We start from the raw sequence: 25,765 nt of genomic DNA on the forward strand, positions 1-25,765 counted from the left end.
AACGGGTGATGTCCGGGTGGGCGCGGGCGGGGAGGGTGGGCCGAGAGCGCGGGCGCGCCCGCCCGCGCGGAGGAGGGATCCCGATGGTGCGGCGCCCGAACAAGCTCATCCCCGACTCCTTCACCCCGGTCCCGTCCCAGCTGTCGACGGCCACCGTGCGCGTGGTCGAGCGGTTCACGGACGTGGAGGCGACCGGCGTCGCCGTCCACACCGACGCCGAGGTCCCCGCCGAGCTGGGCCTCTCCCGCGACGACCTCGCCCGGGCCGGGTTCGAGGCCAAGGTCGGCAGCGCCCTCGCCCTGCCCCGCGCGCCCGGCCCGCTCCTCGTCGCGGTGGGTGCCGGACCGCTCGCCGAGCAGGGCGAGGCCTCGCTGCGCGACGTCGCGGCGGCCCTCGGGCGGGCGACCACCCGCGCCGCCCGGGTCGGGCTGCGCGTCCCCGCGCTCGGGGGCGTCGACGCCCGGGACGCGGCCCGGGCCCTGACGGAGGGGGTCGTGCTGGCACGCTACCGGTACTCGGCGCTGCGGAAGGAGCCCCAGGAGACCCCCCTCGCCGAGGTCCAGCTGCTGCTCGACGGGGCCGACGCGGCCGAGGCCTCGGCGGGGGCGGCGGCCGGGCTCGTCACGAGCCGCGCCGCCGCCATCGCCCGTGACCTCGCCAACACGCCGCCCGCGCACCTGACCGCCGCCGACCTCGCCGACGTCGCCGCCGAGCTGGGGCGGGCCCACGGGTTCGGCGTGGAGGTCTTCGGGCGGGACGAGCTCGTCGAGATGGGCTGCGGGGGGTTGCTGGGCGTCAACCGGGGCAGCGCCGAGGAGCCGCGCCTCGTCAAGCTCACCTACGCGCCCCAGGGCGGGGCCGACGCGCACCTGGTGCTCGTCGGCAAGGGCATCATGTACGACTCCGGCGGCATCAGCCTCAAGCCCTCCGACCCCATGCACCTGCTCATGAAGATGGACATGGGCGGGGCGGCGGCGATCCTCGGCGCCTTCACCGCCCTGGGCGACGCGGGGGTCGCCAGCCGGGTCACGGGGTTCCTCGCCTGCACGGACAACGTGCCCTCGGGGAGCGCCTACGTCCTCGGCGACGTGCTGCGCACCCGCGCCGGCAAGACCATCGAGGTGAAGAACACCGACGCCGAGGGCCGCCTGGTCATGAGCGACGCCCTGGTCCTCGCCACGGAGGAGTCGCCGTCCGCCGTCGTCACCATCGCGACGCTCACCGGCGCCGCGCTCGCGGCCCTCGGGACGGCGATGGCGGCGACGCTGGGCAACGACCAGGGCGTGGTCGAGCAGGTGCGGGCGGCCGCGGCCCGCACCGACGAGCCCGTCTGGCAGCTGCCCCTCGAGCGGAAGTACCGGAAGCAGCTGGACTCGGACATCGCCGACATCGCCAACCTGGGCGGCCCGCACGCGGGCGCCATCACCGCGGCCCTGTTCCTCGACGAGTTCGTGGGCGGCGTGCCCTGGGCGCACCTGGACATCTGCGGGCCGATGCAGGTCGACGCGGACGACGCGTGGCGCTCGAAGGGCGCCACCGGCTACGGGGCGCGCCTGCTCCTCGAGCTGGCCCGCGGGTTCACCGCTCCCGCCGCCGGTGTGGCGACGCCCGAGCGGCAGGCGGTCGCATGAACCCGGTCCTGGCGTTCGTCGTCGTCATGGCGATCTGGACCGTCAGCGACCTCGTCGCCAAGAGGACGAAGTCGCTGCTGTCGTCCCTGTTCGTCGCGTCGGTCATCTTCCTCATCGGGTTCCTCACCGACATCTTCCCGGGCGACATGCTCTCCAGCTCGGCGCTGCTCGGGCTGGGCGGGGTGGTGGTCGGGTTCATCATCGTCCACCTCGGCACCCTCATCAGCATCGAGGACTTCAAGAAGCAGTGGAGGACCCTGCTGATCGGGATCTCGACCGTGATCGGCATCGGGGTGCTGCTCCTCGTCGCGGCCCTGATCTTCGGGGGCCGGGCGCCGCGCGGGTACGAGGGGGTCGCGAGCGCCCTCGACTTCGTCATCGCCGGGACCGGGGCCCTGAGCGGCGGCACGATCTCCGTCCTCATCGTCCAGGAGGCGGCGCTCGGCTACGGGCTCACCGCCGTGGCGATCTTCCCCGTCCTCATCGCCGCGCTCCAGGGCCTGGTGGGCTTCCCGCTCACCTCCGTCATCCTGCGCAGCGAGGCGCAGCGCCTGCGGGGCGAGTACCGCGCCGGGAACCTCGCCCCCGCCGTCTCGGCCGGCACCGAGACCGAGCGGAGCACGAGGCTGCCGGCGGCCCTGCAGACCAGCGCGGGCACCCTGTTCGTGGTGGGCGTCGTGGTGCTGGTCTCGATCCTGGTCAACAACGTCACGGACGGGATCCTCAACACCTTCGTGGTCGCCCTCCTGCTGGGGATCACGCTGCGCGCCACCGGTGTGCTCAGGCCCTCGGTGCTGGTGGGGATCGACGCCCTCGGGCTGATGATGATCTCCATCCTGATCCTCGTGTTCGCCCCGCTGGCCGGGGTGTCGCCCGCCGACGTCGGAGCGCTCGCCCTGCCGCTCGTCCTCGCCTTCGTGTTCGGGCTGGTCGGCATCGCGCTGTTCGCCGGCCTGGTCGGCAAGCTGCTAGGGTACAGCATCCCCATGTCGGTCGGCATCGGGCTCACCGCCCTCTACGGGTTCCCCGGCACCATGATCCTCAGCCAGGAGGCGGCACGCGGGGCCGGCGAGACCCCGGACGAGGTGGCGGCCATCGAGGCCGACATCCTCCCGAAGATGATCGTGGCCGGGTTCTCCACTGTGACGATCACCTCTGTGGTGGTCACGAGCATCATCGCCGCGCACATCGGCTCGTAGGGGCGCCGCCGGCCGCCGGCCTCGACGTTCAAACACGTGTTCGACTAGGCTGGGGTCGTGTCCGCCGGGCCGACGATCCTGCACGCCGATCTGGACGCCTTCTACGCGTCCGTCGAGCAGCTGCTCGACCCGGCCCTGCGCGCCCGGCCGGTCGCGGTGGGGGGCAGCGCCCGCGGCGGGGTGGTCCTCGCGGCGTCCTACGAGGCCAAGTCCCACGGCGTCCAGGGCGGCATGCCCGGCTGGCGGGCCGCTGAGCTGTGCCCCTCGCTCGTCTTCGTCCGGGGGCATTTCGACCGGTACCAGCGGCTCGCGGACCAGGTGATGGACATCCTCGGCGACGTGACCCCGGCGGTGCAGCGGATCTCCATCGACGAGGCCTTCCTCGACGTCTCCGGGTCGACGCACCTGTTCGGGCCGCCGGCCGCGATCGGGGCCCTGCTCCGCCGGCGGGTGCGCGCCGAGGCGGGGCTGCCGATCTCGGTCGGCGCCGCCCGGACCAAGCACCTGGCCAAGATCGCCTCCCAGGTCGCCAAGCCCGACGGTCTCGTGGTGGTCCAGCCGGACCAGGAACGCGCGTTCCTCGACCCGCTGCCCGTCGGCCTCATGTGGGGCGTGGGCCCGGTGACGGAGCGGCGGCTGGCCGAGCGGGGCATCCACGCGATCGGCGACCTCGCCGGGGCGCCTGGCCCCATGCTGGAACGCCTCCTCGGGCGTGCGGCCGGGGCCACCCTGCACGCCCTCGCCCTGAACGAGGACCCGCGCCGGGTCACGACGCCCGGCCGGACCCGGTCGGTCGGTGCGCAGTCCGCGCTCGGCCGCCGCCCGCCCACCCCGGAGCTCGTGCGGGCGGTGCTGGGGCACCTGGCCGAGCGGGTGGCCGGCCGGTTGCGCGCCAAGGGCACGGCGGGCCGCACCGTCACCGTCCGGGTGCGGTTCACCGGCATGCGCGCGGTGACGCGCTCCCTCACGCTGCCCGCGCCCGTCGCCACCACGCTGACCCTCACCGAGGTGGCCGAGCAGCTCGCCTGGCAGGCGATCGGGGAGCAGGACGAGCCGGCGGCCCAGATCAGCCTGCTCGCCATCTCCGTGTCGAACCTGAGCCACCAGCACGGCGTCCAGCTCGAGCTCCCCCTCGCCCCCGAGGACCCGTGGCGCCCGGGGTCGGCGACGGGATCGACGAGGTGGGCCCTGGACACGTCCATGGACGCCGTCCGCGCGCGGTTCGGGCGCGATGCGGTCGGCTACCTCCCGGCGACGCTGCGGCGTTCCGGTGGGGTCCCCGACGCCTTCCGGGAGCTCGCCGAGCGGGACCTGTGACGGGTGCCGCGACCCTCGCCACCGCGACCCGACCGGCGCTAGCGTTCGTGCCAGTCGCGGATCGGCGCGGATCGGCGACCGGACGGCGGTCAGCGAGGTGAGCCGAGATGTCGGCAGGGCGGTCACGGTGACCGGGGGCCCGCGCGCGGGTCCGCCGACGCAGCAGCAGGACCTGGTCCTGCGGCACGAGCACCGCCTCACGACCCTCGCGCTGGAGGTCCTCCGGCTGCTCGCCAAGCCCCAGGAGGACGTCGACCGGCTGGTCGCGGACCAGCTGGAGAAGAACCCCGCCCTGCTGGCGGCCGGCCCGCGACGCTGCCGGTGGTGCGGCCTGTCCCTGGTGGACGGCCGCTGCCGGGCCTGCGGAGGCCCCGTGGGCCTCATGGCGGAGCCCCCCGCGGCGGCCGACGAGCGGGACGAGGTCCGGCTCGTCGCCCGCCAGCTCGCGCCGAGGGGCTGCGAGCGTGCCGTCGACGTCGTCATGGCCGGCCTCGACGCCCGCGGCCTCCTCCCGGGAGGGCTCGCGGAGCTGACGCCGCAGGGGTGCGCCCCGGCCCAGCTCGCCGCCGGTCTGCGCGCCGTCCAGGAGGCGGGACCACCGGGGACGGCGGCGCCGGACGCCGCCGCCGCGCTGCTCGCCCAGGCGCGCTGGCACGCGGCGCACGGCGGGCCACCGCTCCTCGTCCCCCTGCTGGGCGACCACCTCGCCGCGTTCGCCACCGACCGCGCCGCCGCGGCCGCCGCCCTCGGCGTGGGCGTGGCCGAGGTCGACGCCGTGGCCCGGTTCGTGCGCGCCCGCCTGACACCCGCGCCCCTGCCCAGCGGCGGCGGCCCGCGCCACCCCGCGCCGCCCGACGTCATCCTGCGGGCCCAGGACGGCGAGGTGAGCGCCGTCGTCCTGCGGCCCGACGACCTCGGGCTGGCGCTCGCGCCGGACGGGCCCGGGCGGGGCTGGCAGACCGCGCGCGCGGAGGCCCGCTCGCTCCTGGACGTGCTGGACCGCCGGGCCGGTACCCTCCAGCGGCTCGCGGACGTCCTCGCGCACCGGCAGCGGGGGTTCGTGCTCCACGGGCCGGCGGCGCACCGCCCGCTCACGCGGGCGCAGGTCGCCGCGGAGGTGGGCGTCCACCCCTCGACGGTCTCCCGGGCGGTCGCCGGCGCGGTGGCCCGGCTCCCGGACGGGCGCATCGTCGCGCTCGCGGACTTCTTCGGCGGGGCCGTCTCCGCCCGGGCCGCCCTCGCCGCCATGCTGGGGTCCCCGCGGCCGCCCCGCAGCGACGCTGAGGCCGCGGCGCGCCTCGCCGAGACGGGGGTCGTGCTCGCCCGGCGGACCGTCGCCAAGTACCGCCGCGAGCTGGAAGAGGGCTCGTAGCCCGGGAAGACGGCTTCTCCCCGGCGCGCCCGGACGCCTATCGCCGCGAAGCGTGCTTCCGGTGGCGTGGCCGGGCGGCCCTCGGGGCGGGCGTAAGTCCCCTCGTGCCGCTTCGCGCGCCGCCCTGGCACGGAACGTGCATATCGAAGGGTGTCGGGTCTCGTGCCGCTGCGACTGGAGGGAGCTGGGCCATGCATGACATCGACAGAGCGCTCTTCGAGACCGAGGAGGAGGGGGAGACCTTCGAGGGAGAGTTCGCGGACAACCGTGAGCTCGCGCTCGCGGGCGAGCTCCTGGAGGTCACCAACGAGGAGGAGCTCGACCAGTTCCTCGGGAAGCTGCTCAGCGGCGCGGTGAAGGCCGGCCGCTCCTTCCTCGCCTCGGACGCCGGCAAGGCCGTCGGCGGGTTGCTCAAGAGCGCGGCCAAGACCGCCTTGCCCCAGGTCGGCCAGGCCCTCGGGAACTACCTCGTCCCCGGCGCCGGCGGCGCCGCCGGCCAGCGGGCCGGCGCGTTCGTGGGCAAGACCCTGGGGCTCGAGGTCGAGGGCATGACGGCCGAGGACCGCCAGTTCGAGACCGCCCGCGGGTTCGTCCGCTTCGCCGACGAGATGGCGCGCACGGCCGTGGCGGCGCCGCCGACCGTCCCGGCGGCCGTGGCGGCGTCGCGCGCGGCGACCATCGCCGCGTCCCGTCACCTCCCGGGGCTCGTCCCGGTGGTCCAGCGGCTGCGCCCGCCGGGCGCGGGGCAGGGCGGTCCGCGCCGCCCCCGCTCCGGGCGCTGGGTGCGGCGCGGCTCGTCCATCGTCATCCTGAACGCCTAGGAGTGGGGTCATGACCGCTTATGAGAACGAGAACGCCTGGGCCGGCGAGGGCGGCCTGCAGGAGTGGGAGCTCGTCGGCGAGGGCCCGGGGTACGAGACGGGCTGGGCCGGCGAGGGGGAGGGCGAGCTGTTCCAGGGCGAGGAGGAGGACGAGGGCGAGTACGCGGGCGAGTCCGAGGAGGGGGAGACGGCCCTCGCCCAGGAGCTCCTGGAGATCACCAACGAGGAGGAGCTCGACCAGTTCCTCGGCAGCCTCGTCCGCGGCGCCGGCAAGTTCCTCAAGTCGAGCGTGGGCAAGTCGGTCCTGGGCGTCCTGAAGAGCGTCGCCAAGACCGCGCTGCCCGTGGTCGGCTCCGCCATCGGGAGCTTCGTGGCGCCCGGCGTCGGCACCGCGATCGGCGGGAAGCTCGGGTCGATGGCCTCCAAGCTGCTCGAGGTCGACGAGCAGGAGATGCTCGGCGAGGTCCAGGCGGAGTACGAGGCCGCGCGCCGGTTCGTCCGGTTCGGGCGCGCTACCGTCCGGTACGCCGCCGCCGCACCGCCCAACGTCCCCCCGGGCGTCGTGGCCCGCACCGCCGCCACGACGGCGGCCCGGCGCTACGCCCCCGCCCTGCTCCGCGGCTCCTCCCAGGGCTGGCGGTCCCGCCGCGACGAGCGCTACGGCGCCCGGGGCCACCAGCAGGCCCCCCGCCAGTCGTACGGCGGCCGCGGCCAGGCCGGCTACGGGCAGCAGGCCTACGGGCAGGGGAGCTACGGCCAGGGGGGCTACGGCCAGGGGGGCTACGGCCAGGAGGGCTACGGCGGCCAGGGCTACGGGCGGCGCCGCGCGCCGCGCGGCTACTACTACCCCGCGTACCCGGCGGCCGACGACTTCGCCCCCTGGGCGGCCGCCTGGGGCGACGGCGGTGGCCAGACGTGGGACGGCGACGACGGCGGGGGGTTCGAGTACCCATGACCGCCCTGCAGGTGACCGCCACCACCGCTCGGTTGCTCGAGGTCGAGGCGGAGGCGCTGCTGGTGCGTCTCGGGCAGGTGCGGCCGTTCGTGCTGACCGAGACGATGGTGGTCGCGGCGAACCTGCCCTACCAGGCCCACCGCGCCATCGAGCGGTTCCTGTTCGACGGGCGCATGGCGCTGCGGCGTGAGGTCGTCGGCTTCCTCGGGTGGCTCCACGGTGCGGGCCGGGGCGCGCCGCCCGAGGAGCAGCAGCGCCGGTTCGTGGTCATCCGGCTGCGGTTCAACGACGTCCTGTCTCAGCTCGACATGTTCGCCGAGGTGCTCACGCAGCGCAGCGAGCAGACCACGGGTGTGTGGCTCTCCGGCCTCGACCACCTCGCGGCCGACGCGCTGCGGATGCCCGCGCCGCACCCGCAGCTGCCGCCGCAGATCTGCTATCTCGCCCGCGGGTCGGGCGCCGCGATCCGGCGGGCCCGGACCCGGCTGCCCGGCGGCCGCCTCAGCCCGGTGGCGATCATCCGCGTCCCGCGCGAGCGGATGGTCGGGCATGGCGTCGCCTCGTCCCTCGTGCACGAGGTCGGGCACCAGGCCGCGGCCCTCCTGGGTCTCGTCGAGTCGCTGCGCGCGGAGATCCGGGCGCGGGGCGACGGCGGAGCGTGGGAGACCTGGCACCGCACCGTCTCCGAGTGCGTGGCCGACTTCTGGGCGGTCGGCAAGCTCGGGATCTCCGCCACGCTCGGCCTCATGGCGGTCGTCAGCCTGCCGAGGTACTTCGTCTTCCGCCCGTCGGGGGAGGACCCGCACCCCACGCCGTACCTGCGGGTGCTGCTCAGCGCGGCGGTCGGGGACGTGCTCTACCCCCACCCGCAGTGGCGGCGCATGGCCGAGACGTGGCGGGCCTTCTATCCCACCGGCGGGCTGCCGGCGGACCACGCGCGCGCCGTCGCGGAGCTCGAGCCCACGGTGCCGGCCATGGCGCGGCTGCTCGCCGGCCACCGCCCGCCCAGCCTGGGCGGGCGCGCGCTCGCGGAGATCATGCCGCTGCGCCGCCGCCGTCCGGAGCAGCTGCTGGCCATGCACGCCGCCTGGCGGGACGATCTCGGCATCGTCGCGCGCCTGCCGCCCACGCTCGTCTTCGCCGCCGTCGGCCAGGCGCGGGCCGCCGGCCGGGTCAGCGCCGACCAGGAGAGCGACGTCCTCTCCTCCGTCCTCACCGCCTGGGCCGTCCGAGGCAGCCTCGAGGTCCTCGAGCGCGACGCCCGCGTCCCCTCCGCCGTCGGCACCCGTGCCGCCCAGCTAGAAAGGAAACTCCCATGACACCACCGCGCGCCAGGGCCACCGCCGGAACGCCGGAGCAGCCCGTGAGCATCAGGCTGGGCCGGGTCGACGCCGGCTCCGTCGTCTTCCGGATGGCCCACCTCCTGCCGGACCGGACCTACGGGGGCGTCCTGCGTGCCGCCGCCGGGGACGCGGTCGGCGTCATCGAGCTGGCCGGGACCGAGGCCGAGGCGGACCTCGACATCCACGACCTGCTGGTGGACCAGGCATCGGGGCCGTACCTGTTCGAGATCCGCCACCAGCCCGCCGGCACGGAGCCGGCCCCGGCGAGCTACGACGAGACCGACCCGGCGACCTGGGTCCTGGACACGCAGCTCGCCTTCCAGTACGTGGCCGCCGCGGACGCCGTGGAGGAGCCGCCGGCGACGACGGTCCGCCTCACGCGCACGGCCACCGAGCCCACCGGGGACGAGGTCCTGACGAGGATGGTCCTCGCCGGGTCCCGGCAGCGGCAGTTCGAGTTCTACGACGCCTACGTGCGCGCGCGGTTCGGCTCCCGCGAGCGCGTCCTGGCGCCCAACGCGTACGACCGCCTCGTCGACATCACGCGGGAGTTCCTCGCGCAGGCGCGGTGGTCCGAGGTGATCGACCCCACCGACCGGTACTTCAAGAACGGCGTCCTGCCGTACGTGGCCAACGTCGCGGAGCGCTACGCCGACGTCGTCGACAACCGGGACGTCCTGTCCGCGCTCGACCCGCAGATCCTCGACGAGCCCCTGCCCGTCGAGCTCATCTGGAGCTACTGGCAGGAGGAGGGCGGCCTCGTGCAGAGCCTCAACCTCATCCTCGCCCGCTTCCAGAACCGCCGGGTGGGGCCCGGCCCGAACCCGCTCGCGCGGTTCGACCTCCACCCGCTGCGGCCGCTCCGCCACCTGCTGTGGACGTTCGCGGAGGAGGAGGTCTCCCGGTTGACGGTGCGGCGCCGGGCGGCGGAGTACGAGTTCGAGTACGGCCTGGACCTCATCGGACGCGCGGTGCCCGGGCGGGGCCTGTACGTCGAGCGCCGCAACCGGTTCCTCGAGTCGTTCCACGCCCTGCTCCACGAGGCCCACAAGTTCTTCCACCGTGACGACGACACCACCGTGGTGGCGGACCCGTTCCCCGTCCTCAACGCCCTGCGGGACACCCACCTCGTCATGGCGGAGGGCGCGGAGAACCAGTTCGGCGACCTCCCCACCGAGGCGCGGGTCCAGATGCTCGTGATGCAGGAGATCCTCGCCCAGCCCGAGATGCGCGACTTCCTGGGCGGCCGGCCGATGATGCCGTACGAGGAGCCGTGGATGGACCGGGTCGACACCATGAAGAACCTGTTCGGGTGGAGCCCGACCAGCATCACGCACTTCCACGAGCTCGCCGTCTACGGAGAGCAGCTGCTCCTGACGATCCGCTGGGGCAACTGGAACGACACGTCGCTCGACGCCGCCAGCGCGGCCAACTGGGCCCGGGCGCTGCGCCCGCAGATCCAGCGCTACGTCCACGCCTACCGGGCCGTGACCGGGGTGGACCTGTCCGAGACGGTCGACGCCACGATGCCGGCGCTGCTCCTCGCGCGCAGGCTGCAGCCCGCCCGCCGGGCGTAGGGCGGTGCGCGGTGCTCGACCTCACGTCCGCGAGCTTCCTCGGGTTCCGCCACGCGTCGGCGGAGCTCGGGGGGTGGGACCGGCTCACGACCGGCCGCCCGGCCGCGCTCGACGAGCCGCCCGCCGCCGCCGCCGTCGCCGGGCGGGTGGCGCGCACGCAGGGCGCCGCGGCCGGCGTGGTGCACCGCTCCACCCTCCACGCGCTCGGCGACGTCATCGAGCTCGAGCGGCCCGACGCCGTCGTCGTCGACGCCGCGGCCTACCCGTTCGCCGAGCTCGCCGCCGCGCGGGTCCTGCTCGGCGGCCGCGGGCAGCTGGCGACCTTCGCCCACCACGACGCCGCGGACGCGCGGCGCGTGGTGGCCCGGTCCGGCGGGCGCGTCCTGCTCCTCACCGACGGCTGGTGCGGCGGGTGCAACCATCCCGCGCCGCTGCTGGAGCTCGAGGCGCTCGCGCGGCGGTGCGGGGGTGTGCTCCTGGTCGACGACACCCAGGCCCTCGGGGTGCTCGGTCACCGGGGGGCGGGCGGCCCGCCGTTCGGGCGGGGCGGGGGCGGGACGTTCGCCTGGCTCGGCGGGCGCCCCGGCGCGGCCGTGCTCGTGGCGTCCCTGGCCAAGGCGTACGGGGCGCCGCTCGCGGTCACGAGCGGGCCCGGCGGGACGGTCGCGCGGCTGCGCACCATCGGCACCCGGGTGCACGCCAGCCCGCCCAGCGCCGTCGACCTCCTCGCCGCCCGTGCCGCCACGGGCGACCCGGGCGGCAACGAGCGACGGCGGGCACGCCTGGGCCGGCTCGTCCTCGCGGTCCGGGCCGCGCTGCGCCGCCTGCGGCTGCCGGTGCTCGGCCTGCCGTTCCCGGTCGTGCACACGAGGGGCCCGACGCCGGAGAGCACCCGGCGGCTGCACGCCCGCCTGCTGGCCCAGGGCGTGCGCGCCCTGCTGCTGGCGCCGCGGTGCCTGCCCGCCGTCACCCTGTCCCTCGCGCTGCGCGCCGACCTGGACCCCCGCGCCGCGGAGGAGGTGGCCGCCGCGCTGGCGGCGGCCACGGGCCGATGATCGTCGACGCGCACTGCCACGCGGGCACGGGCGACGGGCTGACCGGCCCCTGGGACACCGCGGCGCCGCTGAGCACCTACCTGCGGCGGGCGGACGCCGCCGGCATCGACCGCACCGTGGTGTTCGCGCCCCTCACCTCGGACTACCCGCGGGCAAACGCCGAGGTCGCGCGGCTCGTGCACGGCTCCCGGGGCCGGCTCACCGGGTTCGCGTTCGTGAGCCCGACGGCCGACCGCGGCCACGTGGCCGAGATGGTCCACCAGGCGGTCGACGGGTGGGGGTTCCGCGGCCTGAAGGTCCACTGGCGCGACGGCCACATCACCCGGGAGATCGCCGACGTCGCCCGCGCCCGCGCCCTGCCCGTCATCTACGACCCCGCGGGGGACACCGGGACGGTCGAGACGGTCGCGCGGGCCTACCCGGACGTCGCGTGGATCATCCCGCACCTGTCGTCCTTCGCCGACGACTGGAAGGCGCAGACCGCGTTCGTCGACCAGCTGGTCCGCCTGCCCAACGTCTTCGGCGACACCTCCGGCGTGCGGTACTTCGACGTCCTCGAGGACGCCGCCCGGCGCGCCGGCCCCGGAAAGGTCATCTTCGGCACCGACGGGCCGTTCCTCCATCCCGCCGTGGAGCTGACCAAGGTCCTCGCCCTCGGGCTGGACCCGCCCGCCCGCGCGCTGGTCCTCGGGGGCAACATCACCCGTCTCATGCGCGGCGTGCGCCGCGACAGCCACCGGCCGGTCCCGGCCGCCATCCCCTAGGAGGACCCATGTCGATGCAGCCCGCCGAGCTCCTCCAGGAAGAGGTGGCCCCCACCCCCAGCCGGCTCCAGCCGCCGCTCCGCTACCGCGGCACGCCAGGCTTCGGCGAGATCAAGGCGCACACGTACGCGGGTATCCGTGAGGGCATCCGCGACCTGCGTCGGCACGCGGCGGCGGCGGCCGCCGGCGACGAGCCCGTGCTGCTGACGTACGTCTACCGGCCGCGCTCGTCGACGCTGACCGTCTACGCGCTGCGCCCCCGCGCCAGCATCCTCCAGCCGGGCAGCCGGTCGCCGAGCAAGCTGCCCCGCGGGGGCCGGGCGTGGGTCGACGGCCTGGGCACGTGGCACGAGGTGACGTCCATCGCGGTGCCCGCGCACCCCGAGATGAAGAGCTGGCTCCAGGTCGTCGGGCCCACCGTGCGCGGCTCGGCCTTCGAGCCGCTGGTCCGCCGGGCCTTCATCGAGGGGCTCCGGCCGAAGCGGCACCTGACCGCGCGCAAGGACCCGGTGGCCACGGGGGCGGACGTGCGCTGGCAGGAGCTCGCCGAGTACCTCTACGAGCTCGCCGGGGAGCTGTCGGCGCCGCGTTGACCGGGCGCCGCCGGCGGGCCGCCCCCCTCGGGCGCCGCACCGTCCCGCCCGCCGGCGGTGCGGTAGTCGACGGCGCGACGGCTGACCCCCAGGAGCCGCGCGGCGCCCGCCGCGCCGCCCCCTTCCGCGAGCGCGACCTCCGTCGCCAGCGCCGCCGTCGTCTCCTTGAGCCGGCGCAGCCCCACGCCCGCGACGAGCGCGCCGCGGACGGCGACGGCGAGGTCGTCGGCCCACCCGCGCGCCCGCGTGGTGGGTACGGCGCCGACGGCGGGCCGGTCGTCGGGCGGCAGGTCGCCCGGCGTGACGGGGCCGTCGCCGACGTGGCGGGCGGCCACCCGCACCGCCAGCTGGCGCAGGTCCCGGACGTTGCCGGGGTAGTCCCGGTCGGTGACGACGGCGGCGACCTCCGGGGTGATGCCGGGCGCCGGCTCGCCCGGGCGCGCGGCGGCGAGGAAGTGACGGAAGAGCGGGACGATGTCCTCGGGTCGCTCCCGCAGCGGCGGCACGCGCACGGTCGCCGCCGCCAGCCGGTAGTACAGGTCGCGGCGGAACCGGCCGGCCTCCGCCTCGGCGAGGAGGTCGCGGTTCGTGGCCGCCACGAGCCGGAAGCGGGCCCGGTGCCAGCGGGTGCCGCCCACGGCCTTGTACGTCCCCTCCTGCACCACGCGCAGCAGGGCCGGCTGGAGGTCCGTCGGCAGCTCGCCGACCTCGTCGAGCAGGAGGGTGCCGCCGTCGGCGAGCGCGAAGGCCCCCAGCCGCGCGCCCGACGCGCCGGTGAACGCGCCCTTCTCGTGCCCGAAGAGCTCCGAGCCCAGGAGCGTGGGCACGACGGTCGTGCAGTCCACGAGCTGGAGCTCGGGCTTGCCCGACCGGGAGTCCAGCCGGTCGACGAGGCGCGCCACGACCTCCTTGCCCGTCCCCGTCTCCCCGGTGAGCAGGACCGGCGAGTGCGTGAAGCGGGCGATCTCCACCACGTCACGGAGCAGGTCGCGCCAGCGGGGCGACGCCCCGACGGCCATCGAGCGGACCTCGGCGGAGTCGACCAGCGCCTCCACGGCCGCCCACCGCTCCAGGCGCACCAGGACCTCGCGGGCGTCGGCGCCCGGGGCGCGGAGCACATCGGCCGCGCCGGCCTCCAGGAGCCACCACGGGCTCAGGTCCTCGCCGGTCACCGCCACGAGGACCCGTCCGCCGCCGGCCAGCGTCGCCAGCAGCTCGTCCGACGCGCCGTCGGCGACGACGACACCCGGTTCCGGGCCCTCCCGCTCCTCGACCAGGCCGGCCGCCAGCAGCGCGCCGACGAGGCCCTGGACGGTGTCGGTCCGTCGTGCCAGCACGCGCAGCCACGCCACAGGCACCCCCTGCCTCCCGCGACTCGGACTGACAGTCTGGGGGGCCGGGCGTGACGGCGCCGTTACCGGGCGGCGGCGTCGGCGGTGACCGCCGCGGGTCAGGCCGGCGCGGGCAGCAGCTCGGCGAGGAGGGCCTCGGCGCGCGCCGGCGCCCCCGGTCGGGACGACCGGGGGCGCCGGCTACTCAGCCTCGCATTGACCGCCCGCAGGATTACTTCGTCTCGGCCGACGGCGGGACGGGCCCGTACAGCGGCAGGACCTCGGCCATCTCCATGTCCGCCGTGGCCTGGATCAGCGCGAGCAGCTCGGGATCGAGCCCGGGGGAGAACTCCTCGAACCGTTCCTCGGCGATCGTGGCGGGCACGCCCTCAGGGGCCTGCTCGGCGGCCATGAGCTCGGTGCCGTCCTTCGACGGCGACATGCCCTGGAAGATCCGGCCCGCCTCTGAGGCGCTCATGAGGTCGAACGTGTACTGCTTGCTCTGCAGCCCCAGGTCGAGCAGCTTCTTGACCTCCGGGAACTTCTCCGCGCTGGTCTTCGGGATGGGCAAGGCCTTCGCCCAGTCGACACCCAGGGTCTCGAGGGCGCGTGCGTACGCGTTCTCGTGCGCCTGGTCGCGGACGATGAGGTAGGCGATGGTCGACCGGGCGGTCTTGTTGTCCGTCATCTCGTAGATCCGGCACTTCTGCAGCCGGCCGGTGGACTCGAGCATGAGGTTGTAGAGCAGGTCCAGCACGAGGTTGCCGGAGTTGTACACGTAGCTGCCGCTCCACGGGTTCCCCGCGGCGTCGACGGGCAGCGCCCCCTGGGCGCCGACCAGGTAGTGGTGGATGTTGCTGGTGTCGAGCGCGATCCTCAGCGGTGTCGCCCCGCCGGCGCCCGGGGTGTCGAGGGGGTCGGTCGGCTTGCCGTTGTAGCGGGGGGAGCCGTCCAGCAGGCGCGCGATGGTGGTCCCGATCAGCTCGACGTGGCTGATCTCCTCCGTGCCGATGCCCTGGAGCAGGTCGCGGTACGGCTTGCCGGCGGGTCCCCGGAAGTTGATGCTCTGGAACAGGTACTGCATCATCGTCCGCATCTCGCCGAACTGCCCGCCGAGCCCCTCCTGCAGGGCGTTGGCGGCCGCCGGGTCGGGCTCGTCGGCGACGATCTCGTTGATGAGGCGTTGCACGTGCAGGTACATACTGTCCTCCGGCTCGAGCGAAGAGCGGCGACGTCGGTCCCACGCTGCGGAGATGTCACCGCAAGGTCGTCGCCCACGCTTCCGCACGACCCGGGGATCGGCATCCCGAGATGACCCTCCAGGGATCGGCGATCCCGGCAGGCAGCTCCGGTACCGGATGCACGGACCCCGCCACTACGCCGGCAGCGGCCGGTCCGCGCGCACCGCGTACACGTCGCCCGGGCGCTCGGCCGGGTCCAGCGCGCTCAGCGCCGCGCCGACGGCGTCGGCGTCGAGCCACTCGGAGGTGGCCCAGCGGAACGTCTCCAGCCGGGAGAAGGTGTACCGGTAGTCGCCCAGCTCGCGGACCCGCTGGACGCAGGCAACCGCCCGGTCCATGACCACCGGGATGTACTCGAACGAGAGGGCGGCCAGCGGGCGGCTCAGGCCCGTGAGGGCCTCCAGCTCGAACCCCTCGACGTCGATCTTGCAGAACTGCGGCTCGCCGTGCCGCTCGATCAGCTCGTCCAGGGTGTGCAGCGGCACCACGATCTCCTCGTCCCAGCGGGTCGAGCGGAACGTCGAGTCCCTGCGCACGTCGTCGATCCACGACCGGGCCAGGGTCGAGACGGTGGGGGTGCGCGTGCTGAGCTGGAGCCGTCCCTGCCCCGGCGTCGCCGCGACCGCGCAGGGCTCGATGGTGACCTCCCGGTCACGGCCGTACAGCAGCCGGAGGACGGCGAGAAGGTCGGGCTGGGGCTCGACCGCCACCACCCTGGCCCCGATCCGGCGGAAGGCCCGCACCCGGTTCCCGGCGTGCGAGCCGACGTCGAACGCGAGGTCGCCGGGCCCGAGGAAGGCCCGGTAGAACTCCGCCATCCGGCGCTTGCGCCAGTCGGTGCCGTAGGACATGACCAGCGAGCGCGCGAGGCCCTGCGCGCGGGCGAGACGTCGGTGCGTCATCGCGGAATCATGACACCCGGGCGCGCCGCGCGCCCGGCCCACGGCCCCGTGTCGTCGCCCGGTTTCGGGGGTCGCCGCCGGGCGGCCCCGGATCCCGCGGGCGTCGCCGGCGCGCGCCGGGTGCCGGGCACGGTTCCCGGATCCGGGAACCGTCCGCTACAGTCGCGGGCATGTCTTCGGTGGTCCTCCTCTGTTGTTGAGCGACAGCGCCCCAGCCCTGCCGCCCGTCGCCCCACCCTCGTAGCCACGTCGCCGCGAGTCCACCAGAGGACATCCCATGAGGTATGCAGAATCCGTCGTCGACCTGGTCGGCGACACCCCCCTCGTCAAGCTCGCGCACGTCACCGGTGACGTGCGGGCCACGGTGCTCGTCAAGCTCGAGTACCTCAACCCGGGCGGGTCCAGCAAGGACCGCATCGCCAAGCGGATCATCGAGGCGGCGGAGGCCGAGGGCAACCTCGCGCCCGGCGGCACCATCGTCGAGCCGACGTCCGGCAACACGGGCGTGGGGCTCGCGCTCGTGGCCCAGCAGCGCGGCTACCGCTGCGTCTTCGTCGTCCCCGACAAGGTGGGGGAGGACAAGCGCAACGTGCTGCGCGCCTACGGCGCCGAGGTCGTCGTCACCCCGACGTCGGTGCCCCCGGACAGCCCCGAGTCCTACTACAGCGTCTCGGACCGGCTCGCCGCCGAGATCCCCGGCGCGTTCAAGCCGAACCAGTACGAGAACCCCAACGGCCCCCTGAGCCACTACGAGTCGACCGGGCCGGAGATCTGGCGGGACACCGACGGGCGCCTCACCCACTTCGTGGCGGGCGTCGGCACCGGCGGCACGATCAGCGGCACCGGCCGGTACCTCAAGGAGGTCTCCGGCGGCGCCGTGCGGGTCGTCGGCGCCGACCCGGTGGGCTCGGTGTACTCCGGCGGCACCGGCCGCCCCTACCTCGTCGAGGGCGTGGGGGAGGACTTCTGGCCCGGCGCGTACGACCCCTCGGTCGTCGACGAGATCGTGGCCGTCACGGACGCCGAGTCGTTCGCCATGACGCGGCGCCTCGCGCAGGAGGAGGGCATCCTCGTCGGCGGGTCCAGCGGCATGGCCGTGGCCGCGGCGCTGCGGGCCGCGAAGGACCTGACCGAGGACGACGTCGTCGTCGTCCTCCTGCCCGACGGCGGACGCGGGTACCTCGGCAAGATCTTCAACGACGCCTGGATGCGCTCCCACGGCTTCTCGCCCGACCCGGACGGGCGCACCGTGGCCGACGTGCTGCGGGCCAAGACGGGCCACCTGCCCGACCTCGTGCACGCCCACCCGGGCGACACGGTCCGCGAGGTCATCGACATGCTCACCGAGTACGGCGTCTCCCAGCTCCCCATCCTCCTGGCGGAGCCGCCGGTCGTCATCGGGGAGGTGGCCGGCTCCATCAGCGAGCGCGCGCTCGTCGACCTCGTCTTCTCCCGGGACGTCCAGATGAGCGACCCCATCTCGACGGTGGCCGGACCACCGCTTCCCCTCATCGGCATCAACGAGACGGTGGGCGCCGCCCGGGCCGCGCTCGGCGGGGTGGACGCCCTGCTGGTCACCGACGTCGGTCAACCGGTCGGCGTGCTCACCCGCCACGACCTGCTCGCCTACGCCGGCGGCTGAGAGAAGGACTGTCATGACAGGTTTCCGCACCCGCGCCATCCACGCCGGGCAGGAGTTCGACCCCACCACCGGTGCGGTCATCCCCCCGATCTACCAGACCTCCACGTTCGTCCAGGACGGCATCGGCGGGCTGCGCGGCGGGTACGAGTACAACCGGAGCGCCAACCCGACCAGGACGTCCCTGCAGACGCTGCTCGCCTCGCTCGAGGGCGGCCGGCACGCCTACTCGTTCGCCTCCGGCCTGGCCGCCGAGGACACCCTGCTGCGCGCGCTGCTCCGCCCCGGCGACCACGTCGTCCTGGGCAACGACGTCTACGGCGGCACGCACCGCCTCCTCGACCGGGTGCTGGGCGCCTGGGGCGTCGAGATCACCGCGGTCGAGCTCACCGACCTGGGCGCCGTCCGCGCCGCCGTCCGGCCCGGCAGCACCAAGGTGCTGTGGGTGGAGACGCCGAGCAACCCGCTCATGAAGATCACCGACATCGCGGCTCTCGCGGAGCTCGGCCACGACGCCGGGCTCACCGTCGTCGTGGACAACACCTTCGCGTCGCCCGCGCTGCAGCGGCCGCTCGACCTGGGCGCCGACGTCGTCGTGCACTCGACCACCAAGTACATCGGCGGGCACTCCGACGTCCTCGGCGGCGCCCTCGTGATGGATGACGACGCGCTCGCCGAGAAGGTGGGCTTCCTCCAGTTCGCGGTCGGCGCCGTCTCGGCGCCCATGGACGCCTGGCTGACCGTGCGGGGCATCAAGACGCTGCCGGTGCGCATGGCGCAGCACAGCGCCAACGCCCAGGCGATCGCGGAGCACCTCGTGGGCCACCCCGCCGTCGAGCGGGTCTACTACCCCGGGCTGGAGCAGCACCCCGGCCACGACATCGCAGCGCGCCAGATGTCCGGCTTCGGCGGGATGATGTCCCTCGCCCTGACGGGCGGACCGCAGGCCGCCCGCCGCCTCGCCGAGGGGACGGAGCTGTTCCAGCTGGCCGAGTCCCTCGGCGGGGTGGAGTCGCTCATCGGCTACCCCGACGCCATGACGCACGCCTCCGTGCGGGGGACGGCGCTGGCGGTGCCGGAGAACGTGGTGCGGCTGTCCGTAGGCCTCGAGGACGTCACCGACCTCGTCGCCGACCTCGACGAGGCGCTCGCCCGCCTCTGAGCCCGCGGCCGGCGGGCGTCCGCTGCGTGAGACGCCGCCCGGCGCCGGAAATATCCGAGCAGCCCGGATCCTTACGCTTGACGGTGGCGTACCGACGGTGCGCCGTGAGAGACGCAGGAGAAGACATGAAGCGAGCACGGTACGCGGTCGCCCTGGCGGCGGCACTGACGGCGACCCTGGCGGCATGCTCCTCCGGCGGGTCGGGCGGCGGGAGCACCGGGGCGGCGAGCTCGCAGGCCGACTCCGCGCTGGCCCAGGTGCAGGAGTCCGGGGTCCTGCGCGTCGGGACGGAGGGCACCTACGCCCCGTTCACGTTCCACGACGCCTCGACGAACGACCTCACCGGGTATGACGTCGACGTCATCACCGCGGTCGCGGACAAGCTGGGGGTCAAGCCGGAGTTCAGCGAGACCCAGTGGGACGCGATCTTCCCCGGGCTCGAGGCCGGCCGGTACGACGTCATCGCGAACCAGGTGAGCATCACCGAGGAGCGGCAGGCCAAGTACGACATGTCCGAGCCGTACACCGTGTCCACCGGTGTGGTCATCACGCGCGCCGACGACAACGAGATCACGTCCATGGCGGACGTCAAGGGCCGCACCGCCGCGCAGACCGCGACGTCGAACTGGAACAAGATCGCCACCGACGCCGGCGCGAAGGTCGAGCCCGTCGAGGGGTTCACCCAGACGGTGGCGCTGCTCAAGCAGGGCCGGATCGACCTGACCTTCAACGACAACCTCGCCGTCCTCGACTACCTGAAGTCCACGGGGGACAAGGACGTGAAGATCGCGTTCGAGACGGACGAGAGCACCTCCCAGGCGCTGGCCATGCGCAAGGACTCCGGCCTGCTGGACGCCGTCAACGGCGCCCTGGGCGACCTCCGGGCGGACGGCACGTTGACGGAGATCTCCCAGAAGTGGTTCGGCGAGGACGTCAGCCAGTGAGACGCGGGCCGCGATGAGCGACCGCCTGGACCTCATCCTCAGCTCGGTCGGGCCGCTGCTCAGCGGCGCGGTCCTCGGGACGATCCCGCTGACCCTGCTGTCCTTCGCGGGCGGCCTGGTCATCGCGCTCGTCGTGGCGCTGATGCGGCTCTCGCACCGGCGGGTGCTCGCGCTCCCGGCGCGCGCCTACGTCTCGGTCGTGCGCGGGACCCCGCTGCTGGTCCAGCTGTTCATCATCTTCTACGCCCTGCCCTCGCTCGGGCTGGTGATCAACCCCTTCCCCTCGGCCGTCATCGCGTTCTCCCTCAACGTCGGCGGCTACGCGTCGGAGGCGATCCGCGCCGCGATCCTCTCCGTGCCCCGCGGGCAGTGGGAGGCGGCGCAGACGGTGGGCATGGGGTACGGGCTCACCATGCGCCGCGTCGTCCTCCCGCAGGCGCTGCGGGTGGCAGTGCCCACCCTGTCCAACACGTTCATCTCGCTGGTCAAGGACACCTCGCTCGCCTCGACGATCCTGGTGACCGAGATGCTCCGCAAGGCGCAGGAGATCGCGGCGCCCACCTACGCCTTCCTCGAGCTGTACTCCCTCGCGGCCGTGATCTACTGGCTCATCTGCCTGGTGCTCTCGGCGGGGCAGACCCGGCTCGAGAAGCACCTGTCCCGGTACGTGACCGTATGAGCGGCGGGCCGGGGCGCCGAGGAGGAGGCGAGCGATGAGCCTGGTGCAGGTGCGCGGACTGCGGAAGTCCTTCGGGGCCCACGTGGTCCTGGGCGGCATCGACCTGGAGGTCGAGGAGGGCAGCGTCACCGTGCTCATCGGGCCGTCCGGGTCGGGCAAGACCACGCTGCTGCGCTGCCTCAACGGCCTCGAGACCCCGGAGGCGGGCGTCGTGCAGATCGGCGACGCCCGCGTCGACTTCGCCGCCGCGCCGTCGCCCGCAGACGTCCGCCGCCTGCGCGCCCGGTCGGGCATGGTCTTCCAGGCCCACAACCTCTTCCCGCACCGCACGGCGCTGGAGAACGTCACCGAGGGGCCCGTCTACGCCCAGCGCCGCCCCCGCGAGGAGGCCGAGGCGGACGCCCGGGCGCTGCTGACCAAGGTGGGGCTCGCCGACAAGGCCGACTCCTACCCGTACCAGCTCTCCGGCGGCCAGCAGCAGCGGGTGGGCATCGCCCGCGCGCTCGCCCTGCGGCCCGCCCTCATGCTCTTCGACGAGCCCACGTCCGCGCTCGACCCGGAGACCGTCGGCGAGGTCCTCACCGTCATGCGGGACCTCGCGGCGGAGGGGTGGACGATGGTGGTGGTGACGCACGAGATGCGGTTCGCCCACCAGGTCGCCGACCACGCCGTCTTCCTCGACGGCGGCGTCGTCGTCGAGCAGGGCGCCCCGGCCGACGTCCTCGGCCGGCCCGCGCACGAGCGCACCAAGCAGTTCCTGCGCCGCATCCTCGACCCGCTCTGACCCCTGGTCCCGGCCCGAGCCGACCCCGGGCCGGCTAGCGGTCCGGCTCGAGCAGCACGAGCGCGATCTCCCGCCGGGTGCGCCGCTGGTACCCGGCGTAGTTCCGGTGGTCGGCAGTGATCCGCGGCCAGAGGTCAGCCCGCTCCGCGGGGGTGGCCACGCGTGCCCGCATGCGCCGCCGCGGCCCACCCTGCAGGGCCACCAGGACCTCCGGGTGCGCCCGCAGGTTCAGGAGCCACGCCGGTGGCTGGTCGTCGCCGCCGCGGGACGCCACGACGACGAGCGCCTCGCCGTCCTGGACCGGCGAGGTGAGGATCACCGTGTGAGGCCGTCCGCTCCTGCGGCCGGTCGTGGTGAGCTCGAGCACGGGCATCCGGGCCACGGTCGACCCCACGCGCCCGGTCCTCAGGAACAGGCGGTGCATCGCGTTCAGGGCCTTGAACGCCAGGTCGGCGGGCATGCGGCCAACGTACTCGCGGGGCGCAGGGCCAGACGCGCGGACTTGGCCCGGACGCGTGGGGGCAGGCCCGGGCGGCGCGCCCGGCGCGCGCCTTATCGTGGTGCGGTGACGACGCGCGCGCCCCGGGCGGCCCTGCTCGCGGCGCTGCTGGCGCTGGTGCTCGCGTGCTGCGGGCCCGCGCAGCGCGACGAGGCCACGGAGCCCTCGATGGCGCCCACCTCGCCGGGGGCCATGCGGCTCGCCGTGGTGGGGGACTCGATCACCGACGCCGACAGCCGCGACCTGTCCGGCGGGCGGCCGGGGCCGGGTTCGTGGGTCTTCTACGCCGCCGGGGGCGAGGTGGCGTTCGTGGGCGGGTGGGCCGAGTGGGGTGCGACGACGGCGCAGATGGCGGCGGCCGCCCGCCCGGTCCCGGCCGACGTGCTCGTCATCCTGGCCGGCACCAACGATGCCGGCAGCGGCGTGCCGTTCGCCCAGACCGCCGCGCACCTCGTCGCGGTCGCCGATGCGGTGGGGGCGCAGCGCGTGGTGCTCTCGGCGGTGCCGCCGATCGACGCGGCTCCGGAGGTCGCGACCGAGCTCAACGCCCGGCTCTCGGGCCTGGCCCGGGACCACGGGTGGGAGTGGGTGGACGCCGCTGCCGGGCTGCGCGACGGAGACCGTTTCGCTCCCGGGATGAGCACCGACGGCCTGCACCCGACCCGTGCGGGCGCCCGGGTCATCGGCGGCGCCGTCCGCGACGCCCTCCTGGCGCGCGGCCCGGTGCCGCGGGCGTGGGAACATAGCGGTATGGCAATGCGTGAGATCCGTGTCGTCGGTGATCCTGTGCTGCGCACTCCGTGCGCCGAGATCACCGACATCGATGACCGTGTCCGTTCCCTGGTGGAGGACCTGCTGGAGACCGTCGACGCAGACGGCCGGGCCGGGCTGGCCGCCAACCAGATCGGGGTCGGCCTGCGGGCCTTCTCCTGGAACATCGACGACGAGGTGGGCTACGTGCTCAACCCCCGGCTCGTCGAGGTCTCCGAGGACGAGTACCAGGACGGTGACGAGGGCTGCCTCTCCGTCCCCGGCCTGTGGTTCCCCACCCAGCGCGCGTGGTACGCGCGTGTCGAGGGGATCGACCTGGACGGCAAGAAGGTCGTCGTCGAGGGGGAGGAGCTCATGGGGCGCTGCCTGCAGCACGAGTGTGACCACCTCGACGGGATGCTCTACCTCGACCGCCTCGAGAAGGGCGTTCGCAAGAAGGCGATGAAGGCGATCCGCGAGCAGCTCTAGCCCACGGGCGGCACGCCCGCGCGGCGCCCCCGCGCGGCGCCCCCGCTCCGGGTGGGGGCATCGGCGTGCGGCCGGTGCGACCAGCGTCGAATCCCGGCGGGGCCGATATTCCGGTGCGGAATGGTCCGCCGGAAACCGACGGCGCCGCGACCTTTCCGTCCCCGCGGCCGTGTGTTTACGACCGGATACGTCTCATTTAGGCATCATTCCGTCGTGACACGCGTTCTTTACCCGCGTTCGGTAGCGCGGCCGCGCCGCGTCGGGCATGATGATGACTGTTCGCCGCGCGAACACGTTTCGCCTGGTCATGCGTGAGGTCGTTGGGGAAGACGCATCTCGACACACGACCAGGAGGAGTTGACATGAGTGGTGCCCACACCCGCGGCGTCATTTTCGTGCACTCTGCGCCCCGTGCGCTGTGCCCACACATCGAGTGGGCCACGGGGACGGTGCTCGACGCCCGTGTAGCCATGGAGTGGACCGCCCAGCCGGCCGCCCCAGGGCTGTTCCGTGCTGAGTACTCCTGGGGCGGACCTGTCGGCACCGGGGCGCGTCTGGCATCGGCGCTGCGCGGATGGACGCACCTGCGTTACGAGATCACCGAGGAAGCGAGCCCGGGCTGCGACGGCGGACGCTGGTCGCACACCCCCGAGCTCGGGATCTTCCACGCGCAGACGGACGTGCACGGCAACGTGGTGGTCCCGGAGGACCGCGTCCGCGCAGCGCTGGAGTTCGCCACGGAGCCGGCGCGGATGCGCCAGGAGATGGAGCTCGCCCTCGGGCAGGCCTGGGACGACGAGCTGGAGCCCTTCCGGTACGCGGGTGCGGGTGCCCCCGTCCGGTGGTTGCACCGGGTCGGCTGAGACCGCCGACCGGGCGGTGAGCCGGCGGCCGGCCACCCACCGGCCGGCCGTCGGCCGGCTGCTCCCCACCGGTCGGCCGCACCCGGCCACCAGACAGAAGACGACGACGGCGCCCCCCGCGGGGGCGCCGTCGTCGCCTTACGTGTGTCGGTGCGCGCTCAGACCGAGCGCACCACCAGGGCGACGTTGTGGCCGCCGAACCCGAAGGCGTTGTTGATCGCCGCGATGTCGCCCGCGCGCAGCGCCCGCGGGCGATCACGCACCAGGTCGATCTCGATGCCGTCCTGGAGCTGGTCCACGTTGATCGTGGGGGGCGCGACGTGCTCGCGGATGGCGAGGACGGTCAGCACGGTCTCCAGGGCCCCGGCGCCGCCCAGCAGGTGGCCGGTCATGGACTTCGTCGCGGACACGGCCGCGTTGTCCGCCTCCCCGCCGAGCGCGCGGTGGATGGCCTTGGCCTCCACCCCGTCGCCCGCGGGGGTCGACGTCGCGTGCGCGTTGACGTGGACGATGTCGGAGGCGGCGATGTCGGCGTCGTCCAGGGCGATGCGCATGGCGCGTTCCTGGCCCGAGCCGGTCGGGTCGGGCGGGGCGATGTCGAAGGCGTCGGCGGTCATCCCGACGCCGGCCACGACGGCGTGCACCCGCGCGCCCCGGGCCGCGGCGTGCTCCGCGGACTCCAGGATCACGATGCCGGCGCCCTCGCCCATGACGAAGCCGTCCCGGTCAACGTCGTAGGGCCGGGAGGCGGCCGCCGGGTCGTCGTTGCGGGTGGACAGCGCCTGCATCTTGGCGAAGGCGGCCAGCGGGAGCGGGTGGATCGCGGCCTCGGTGCCGCCGGCGATGACGACGTCCGCACGGCCGGAGCGGATCATCTCCACGCCGGTGCCGATGGCCTCGGCGCCCGAGGCGCAGGCGGAGATCGGCGCGTGCGCGCCGGCCTTGGCGCCGAAGGCGACGGAGACGTTCGCGGCGGGGGAGTTGGCCATGAGCATGGGCACGGTCAGCGGCATGACCCGCCGGGCGCCCTTCTCCTTGAGAGTGTCCCACGCGCTGAGGATGGTCCACACGCCGCCGATGCCGGATCCGACGACGGCGCCGAGGCGCTCACCGTCGACCTGCGGGCTGCCGGCGTCCGCCCACGCCTCGCGCGCCGCCACCATGGCGTACTGCGCGGAGGGGTCCATCCGGCGGGTCTCGGGGCGGGTCAGGACGGTGTCCGGGGTGACGGCGATCTGCCCGGCGAAGTTGACGGGGATCTCGTACTGCTCCGCCCAGTCGTTCTCGAGGGTGCGGACGCCGGACCGGCCGGCCAGGATCGCCTCCCAGGTCGAGGCGACGTCCCCGCCGAGGGGGTTGGTGGTGCCCATTCCGGTGATGACGACGGCGGTTCGTGCCATGACGTGCTCCAGGTGGCTCGGACGGCGGCACCGAGGCGCCGGCCGTGGGTGGGTGACGCGGCGGCGCCGCGCCGGGACGGACGGCCGGGACGGCGGTCCGCCCGGGCGCGGCACCGGGCCGCGTCGGTTGGGCGCCTGCGCGCCCCTCCGTGTCAGGCCGTCTGGGCGCCGTTGATGTAGTTCACGGCGTCCTGGACGGTCTTGAGGTTGCCGACCTCCTCGTCGGGGATGCGGACCTCGAACTTCTCCTCGGCGAGCGTGGCGATCGTCATCATCGACAGGGAGTCGACGTCGAGGTCGTCGGTGAAGGACTTCTCCGCGGTGACGGACTCGACGGGAAGGCCCGTCTCCTCGTTGACGATCTCGGCCAGCCCGGCAAGGATGTCCTGCTCGCTGTAAGCCATGGGGGGTCTCCGTTTCGTTGGGGTGAAAGTTGTCGGTTGACAGTGTGGTCG

24 protein-coding genes and 1 pseudogene are annotated in these 25,765 nt (G+C 74.4%); 19 read left to right on the top strand and 6 right to left on the bottom strand.

From position 1 onward, the window contains the following. Nucleotides 1-83 precede the first annotated feature (83 nt). The 11 genes from EJK16_RS06125 to EJK16_RS06175 all read left to right on the top strand — a co-directional run bounded on the left by EJK16_RS06125 (nt 84) and on the right by EJK16_RS06175 (nt 12,627). Nucleotides 84-1,631: a M17 family metallopeptidase gene (locus EJK16_RS06125; RefSeq protein ID WP_127127365.1), complete on the top strand. Its 1,548-nt coding sequence runs from the start codon at nt 84-86 to the stop codon at nt 1,629-1,631. Beyond that, a complete protein-coding gene (locus EJK16_RS06130; RefSeq protein WP_127127367.1) occupies nt 1,628-2,830 on the top strand; it encodes a hypothetical protein in 1,203 nt (400 codons plus the stop codon). The genes EJK16_RS06125 and EJK16_RS06130 overlap by 4 nt, the downstream gene beginning before the upstream one ends. A 57-nt stretch (nt 2,831-2,887) precedes the next feature. Further along, nucleotides 2,888-4,147, top strand: coding sequence for a DNA polymerase IV (gene dinB, locus EJK16_RS06135; protein ID WP_127127369.1), 1,260 nt, complete (start codon nt 2,888-2,890; stop codon nt 4,145-4,147). 97 nt (nt 4,148-4,244) lie between these two features. After that, nucleotides 4,245-5,519: a hypothetical protein gene (locus EJK16_RS06140; RefSeq protein WP_127127371.1), complete on the top strand. Its 1,275-nt coding sequence runs from the start codon at nt 4,245-4,247 to the stop codon at nt 5,517-5,519. 191 nt (nt 5,520-5,710) lie between these two features. Then, entirely contained in the window at nt 5,711-6,340 is a 630-nt protein-coding gene (locus EJK16_RS06145; RefSeq protein WP_127127373.1) for a hypothetical protein, read from the top strand. Nucleotides 6,341-6,350: 10 nt separating this feature from the next. After that, a complete protein-coding gene (locus tag EJK16_RS19805) occupies nt 6,351-7,295 on the top strand; it encodes a hypothetical protein (RefSeq protein ID WP_205739621.1) in 945 nt (314 codons plus the stop codon). Beyond that, entirely contained in the window at nt 7,292-8,614 is a 1,323-nt protein-coding gene (locus EJK16_RS06155; RefSeq protein WP_127127375.1) for a hypothetical protein, read from the top strand. The genes EJK16_RS19805 and EJK16_RS06155 overlap by 4 nt, the downstream gene beginning before the upstream one ends. Continuing rightward, on the top strand, nt 8,611-10,215 hold the full coding sequence (locus EJK16_RS06160) for a hypothetical protein (protein WP_127127377.1): 1,605 nt from the start codon (nt 8,611-8,613) through the stop codon (nt 10,213-10,215). Before EJK16_RS06155 ends, EJK16_RS06160 begins: the two co-directional genes overlap by 4 nt. 11 nt (nt 10,216-10,226) lie before the next feature. Then, nucleotides 10,227-11,270: an aminotransferase class I/II-fold pyridoxal phosphate-dependent enzyme gene (locus EJK16_RS06165; protein WP_127127379.1), complete on the top strand. Its 1,044-nt coding sequence runs from the start codon at nt 10,227-10,229 to the stop codon at nt 11,268-11,270. After that, nucleotides 11,267-12,034 (top strand): amidohydrolase family protein, encoded by a 768-nt coding sequence (locus tag EJK16_RS06170; RefSeq protein ID WP_127127381.1) that lies wholly within the window; start codon nt 11,267-11,269, stop codon nt 12,032-12,034. The genes EJK16_RS06165 and EJK16_RS06170 overlap by 4 nt, the downstream gene beginning before the upstream one ends. 8 nt (nt 12,035-12,042) lie before the next feature. Then, complete coding sequence (locus EJK16_RS06175; protein WP_127127383.1) at nt 12,043-12,627, top strand: hypothetical protein; 585 nt, start codon at nt 12,043-12,045, stop codon at nt 12,625-12,627. On the opposite strand, the gene EJK16_RS06180 is transcribed toward EJK16_RS06175, so the two are convergent. From EJK16_RS06180 to EJK16_RS06190, 3 genes are all read right to left on the bottom strand, one after another. Then, the gene (locus EJK16_RS06180) at nt 12,591-13,985 is read right to left on the bottom strand and encodes a sigma 54-interacting transcriptional regulator (RefSeq protein ID WP_127127385.1); all 1,395 of its coding nucleotides are present in this window, start codon (nt 13,983-13,985) and stop codon (nt 12,591-12,593) included. The two genes, EJK16_RS06175 and EJK16_RS06180, sit on opposite strands and share 37 nt — an antisense overlap. A gap of 205 nt (nt 13,986-14,190) precedes the next feature. Then, nucleotides 14,191-15,159 carry a manganese catalase family protein gene (locus tag EJK16_RS06185; RefSeq protein WP_127127387.1) on the bottom strand — a complete coding sequence of 323 codons (969 nt, stop codon included), beginning with the start codon at nt 15,157-15,159 and terminating at the stop codon, nt 14,191-14,193. Between the two features lie 174 nt (nt 15,160-15,333). Continuing rightward, a complete protein-coding gene (locus tag EJK16_RS06190; RefSeq protein ID WP_127127389.1) occupies nt 15,334-16,101 on the bottom strand; it encodes an FkbM family methyltransferase in 768 nt (255 codons plus the stop codon). Nucleotides 16,102-16,378: 277 nt separating this feature from the next. Here EJK16_RS06190 and EJK16_RS06195 point away from each other — a divergent pair, with 277 nt between their 5' ends. The 5 genes from EJK16_RS06195 to EJK16_RS06215 all read left to right on the top strand — a co-directional run bounded on the left by EJK16_RS06195 (nt 16,379) and on the right by EJK16_RS06215 (nt 21,309). Next, nucleotides 16,379-17,743: a cystathionine beta-synthase gene (locus tag EJK16_RS06195; protein ID WP_127127391.1), complete on the top strand. Its 1,365-nt coding sequence runs from the start codon at nt 16,379-16,381 to the stop codon at nt 17,741-17,743. 13 nt (nt 17,744-17,756) lie between these two features. Then, entirely contained in the window at nt 17,757-18,902 is a 1,146-nt protein-coding gene (locus EJK16_RS06200; RefSeq protein ID WP_127127393.1) for a cystathionine gamma-synthase, read from the top strand. A 125-nt stretch (nt 18,903-19,027) separates the two neighbouring features. Beyond that, nucleotides 19,028-19,846, top strand: coding sequence for an amino acid ABC transporter substrate-binding protein (locus EJK16_RS06205; RefSeq protein WP_127127395.1), 819 nt, complete (start codon nt 19,028-19,030; stop codon nt 19,844-19,846). A gap of 13 nt (nt 19,847-19,859) precedes the next feature. Further along, complete coding sequence (locus EJK16_RS06210) at nt 19,860-20,525, top strand: amino acid ABC transporter permease (protein WP_127127397.1); 666 nt, start codon at nt 19,860-19,862, stop codon at nt 20,523-20,525. A 34-nt stretch (nt 20,526-20,559) separates the two neighbouring features. Continuing rightward, complete coding sequence (locus EJK16_RS06215; protein WP_127127399.1) at nt 20,560-21,309, top strand: amino acid ABC transporter ATP-binding protein; 750 nt, start codon at nt 20,560-20,562, stop codon at nt 21,307-21,309. 34 nt (nt 21,310-21,343) lie between these two features. Here EJK16_RS06215 and EJK16_RS06220 read toward each other — a convergent pair whose 3' ends face one another. Further along, entirely contained in the window at nt 21,344-21,769 is a 426-nt protein-coding gene (locus EJK16_RS06220) for a nitroreductase/quinone reductase family protein (protein ID WP_127127401.1), read from the bottom strand. Nucleotides 21,770-22,000: 231 nt separating this feature from the next. Here EJK16_RS06220 and EJK16_RS20045 point away from each other — a divergent pair. The 3 genes and pseudogenes from EJK16_RS20045 to EJK16_RS06230 all read left to right on the top strand — a co-directional run. Beyond that, nucleotides 22,001-22,474: pseudogene (locus tag EJK16_RS20045) on the top strand (SGNH/GDSL hydrolase family protein); the annotation flags it as partial. Between the two features lie 84 nt (nt 22,475-22,558). Next, nucleotides 22,559-23,047, top strand: a complete 489-nt coding sequence (gene def, locus EJK16_RS20050) for a peptide deformylase (protein ID WP_240645856.1) — start codon at nt 22,559-22,561, stop codon at nt 23,045-23,047. Nucleotides 23,048-23,409: 362 nt separating this feature from the next. After that, nucleotides 23,410-23,910, top strand: a complete 501-nt coding sequence (locus EJK16_RS06230; RefSeq protein ID WP_127127405.1) for a DUF3145 domain-containing protein — start codon at nt 23,410-23,412, stop codon at nt 23,908-23,910. A gap of 158 nt (nt 23,911-24,068) precedes the next feature. Here the strand turns inward: EJK16_RS06230 and fabF are convergent, their stop codons facing one another. Continuing rightward, nucleotides 24,069-25,310 (bottom strand): beta-ketoacyl-ACP synthase II, encoded by a 1,242-nt coding sequence (gene fabF / locus EJK16_RS06235; protein WP_127127407.1) that lies wholly within the window; start codon nt 25,308-25,310, stop codon nt 24,069-24,071. A gap of 152 nt (nt 25,311-25,462) precedes the next feature. Next, entirely contained in the window at nt 25,463-25,714 is a 252-nt protein-coding gene (locus EJK16_RS06240; protein WP_127127409.1) for an acyl carrier protein, read from the bottom strand. Nucleotides 25,715-25,765: the final 51 nt, after the last annotated feature.

Origin of the sequence: Georgenia sp. SYP-B2076, assembly GCF_003991205.1 — a bacterium.
GTDB lineage: Bacteria > Actinomycetota > Actinomycetes > Actinomycetales > Actinomycetaceae > Georgenia.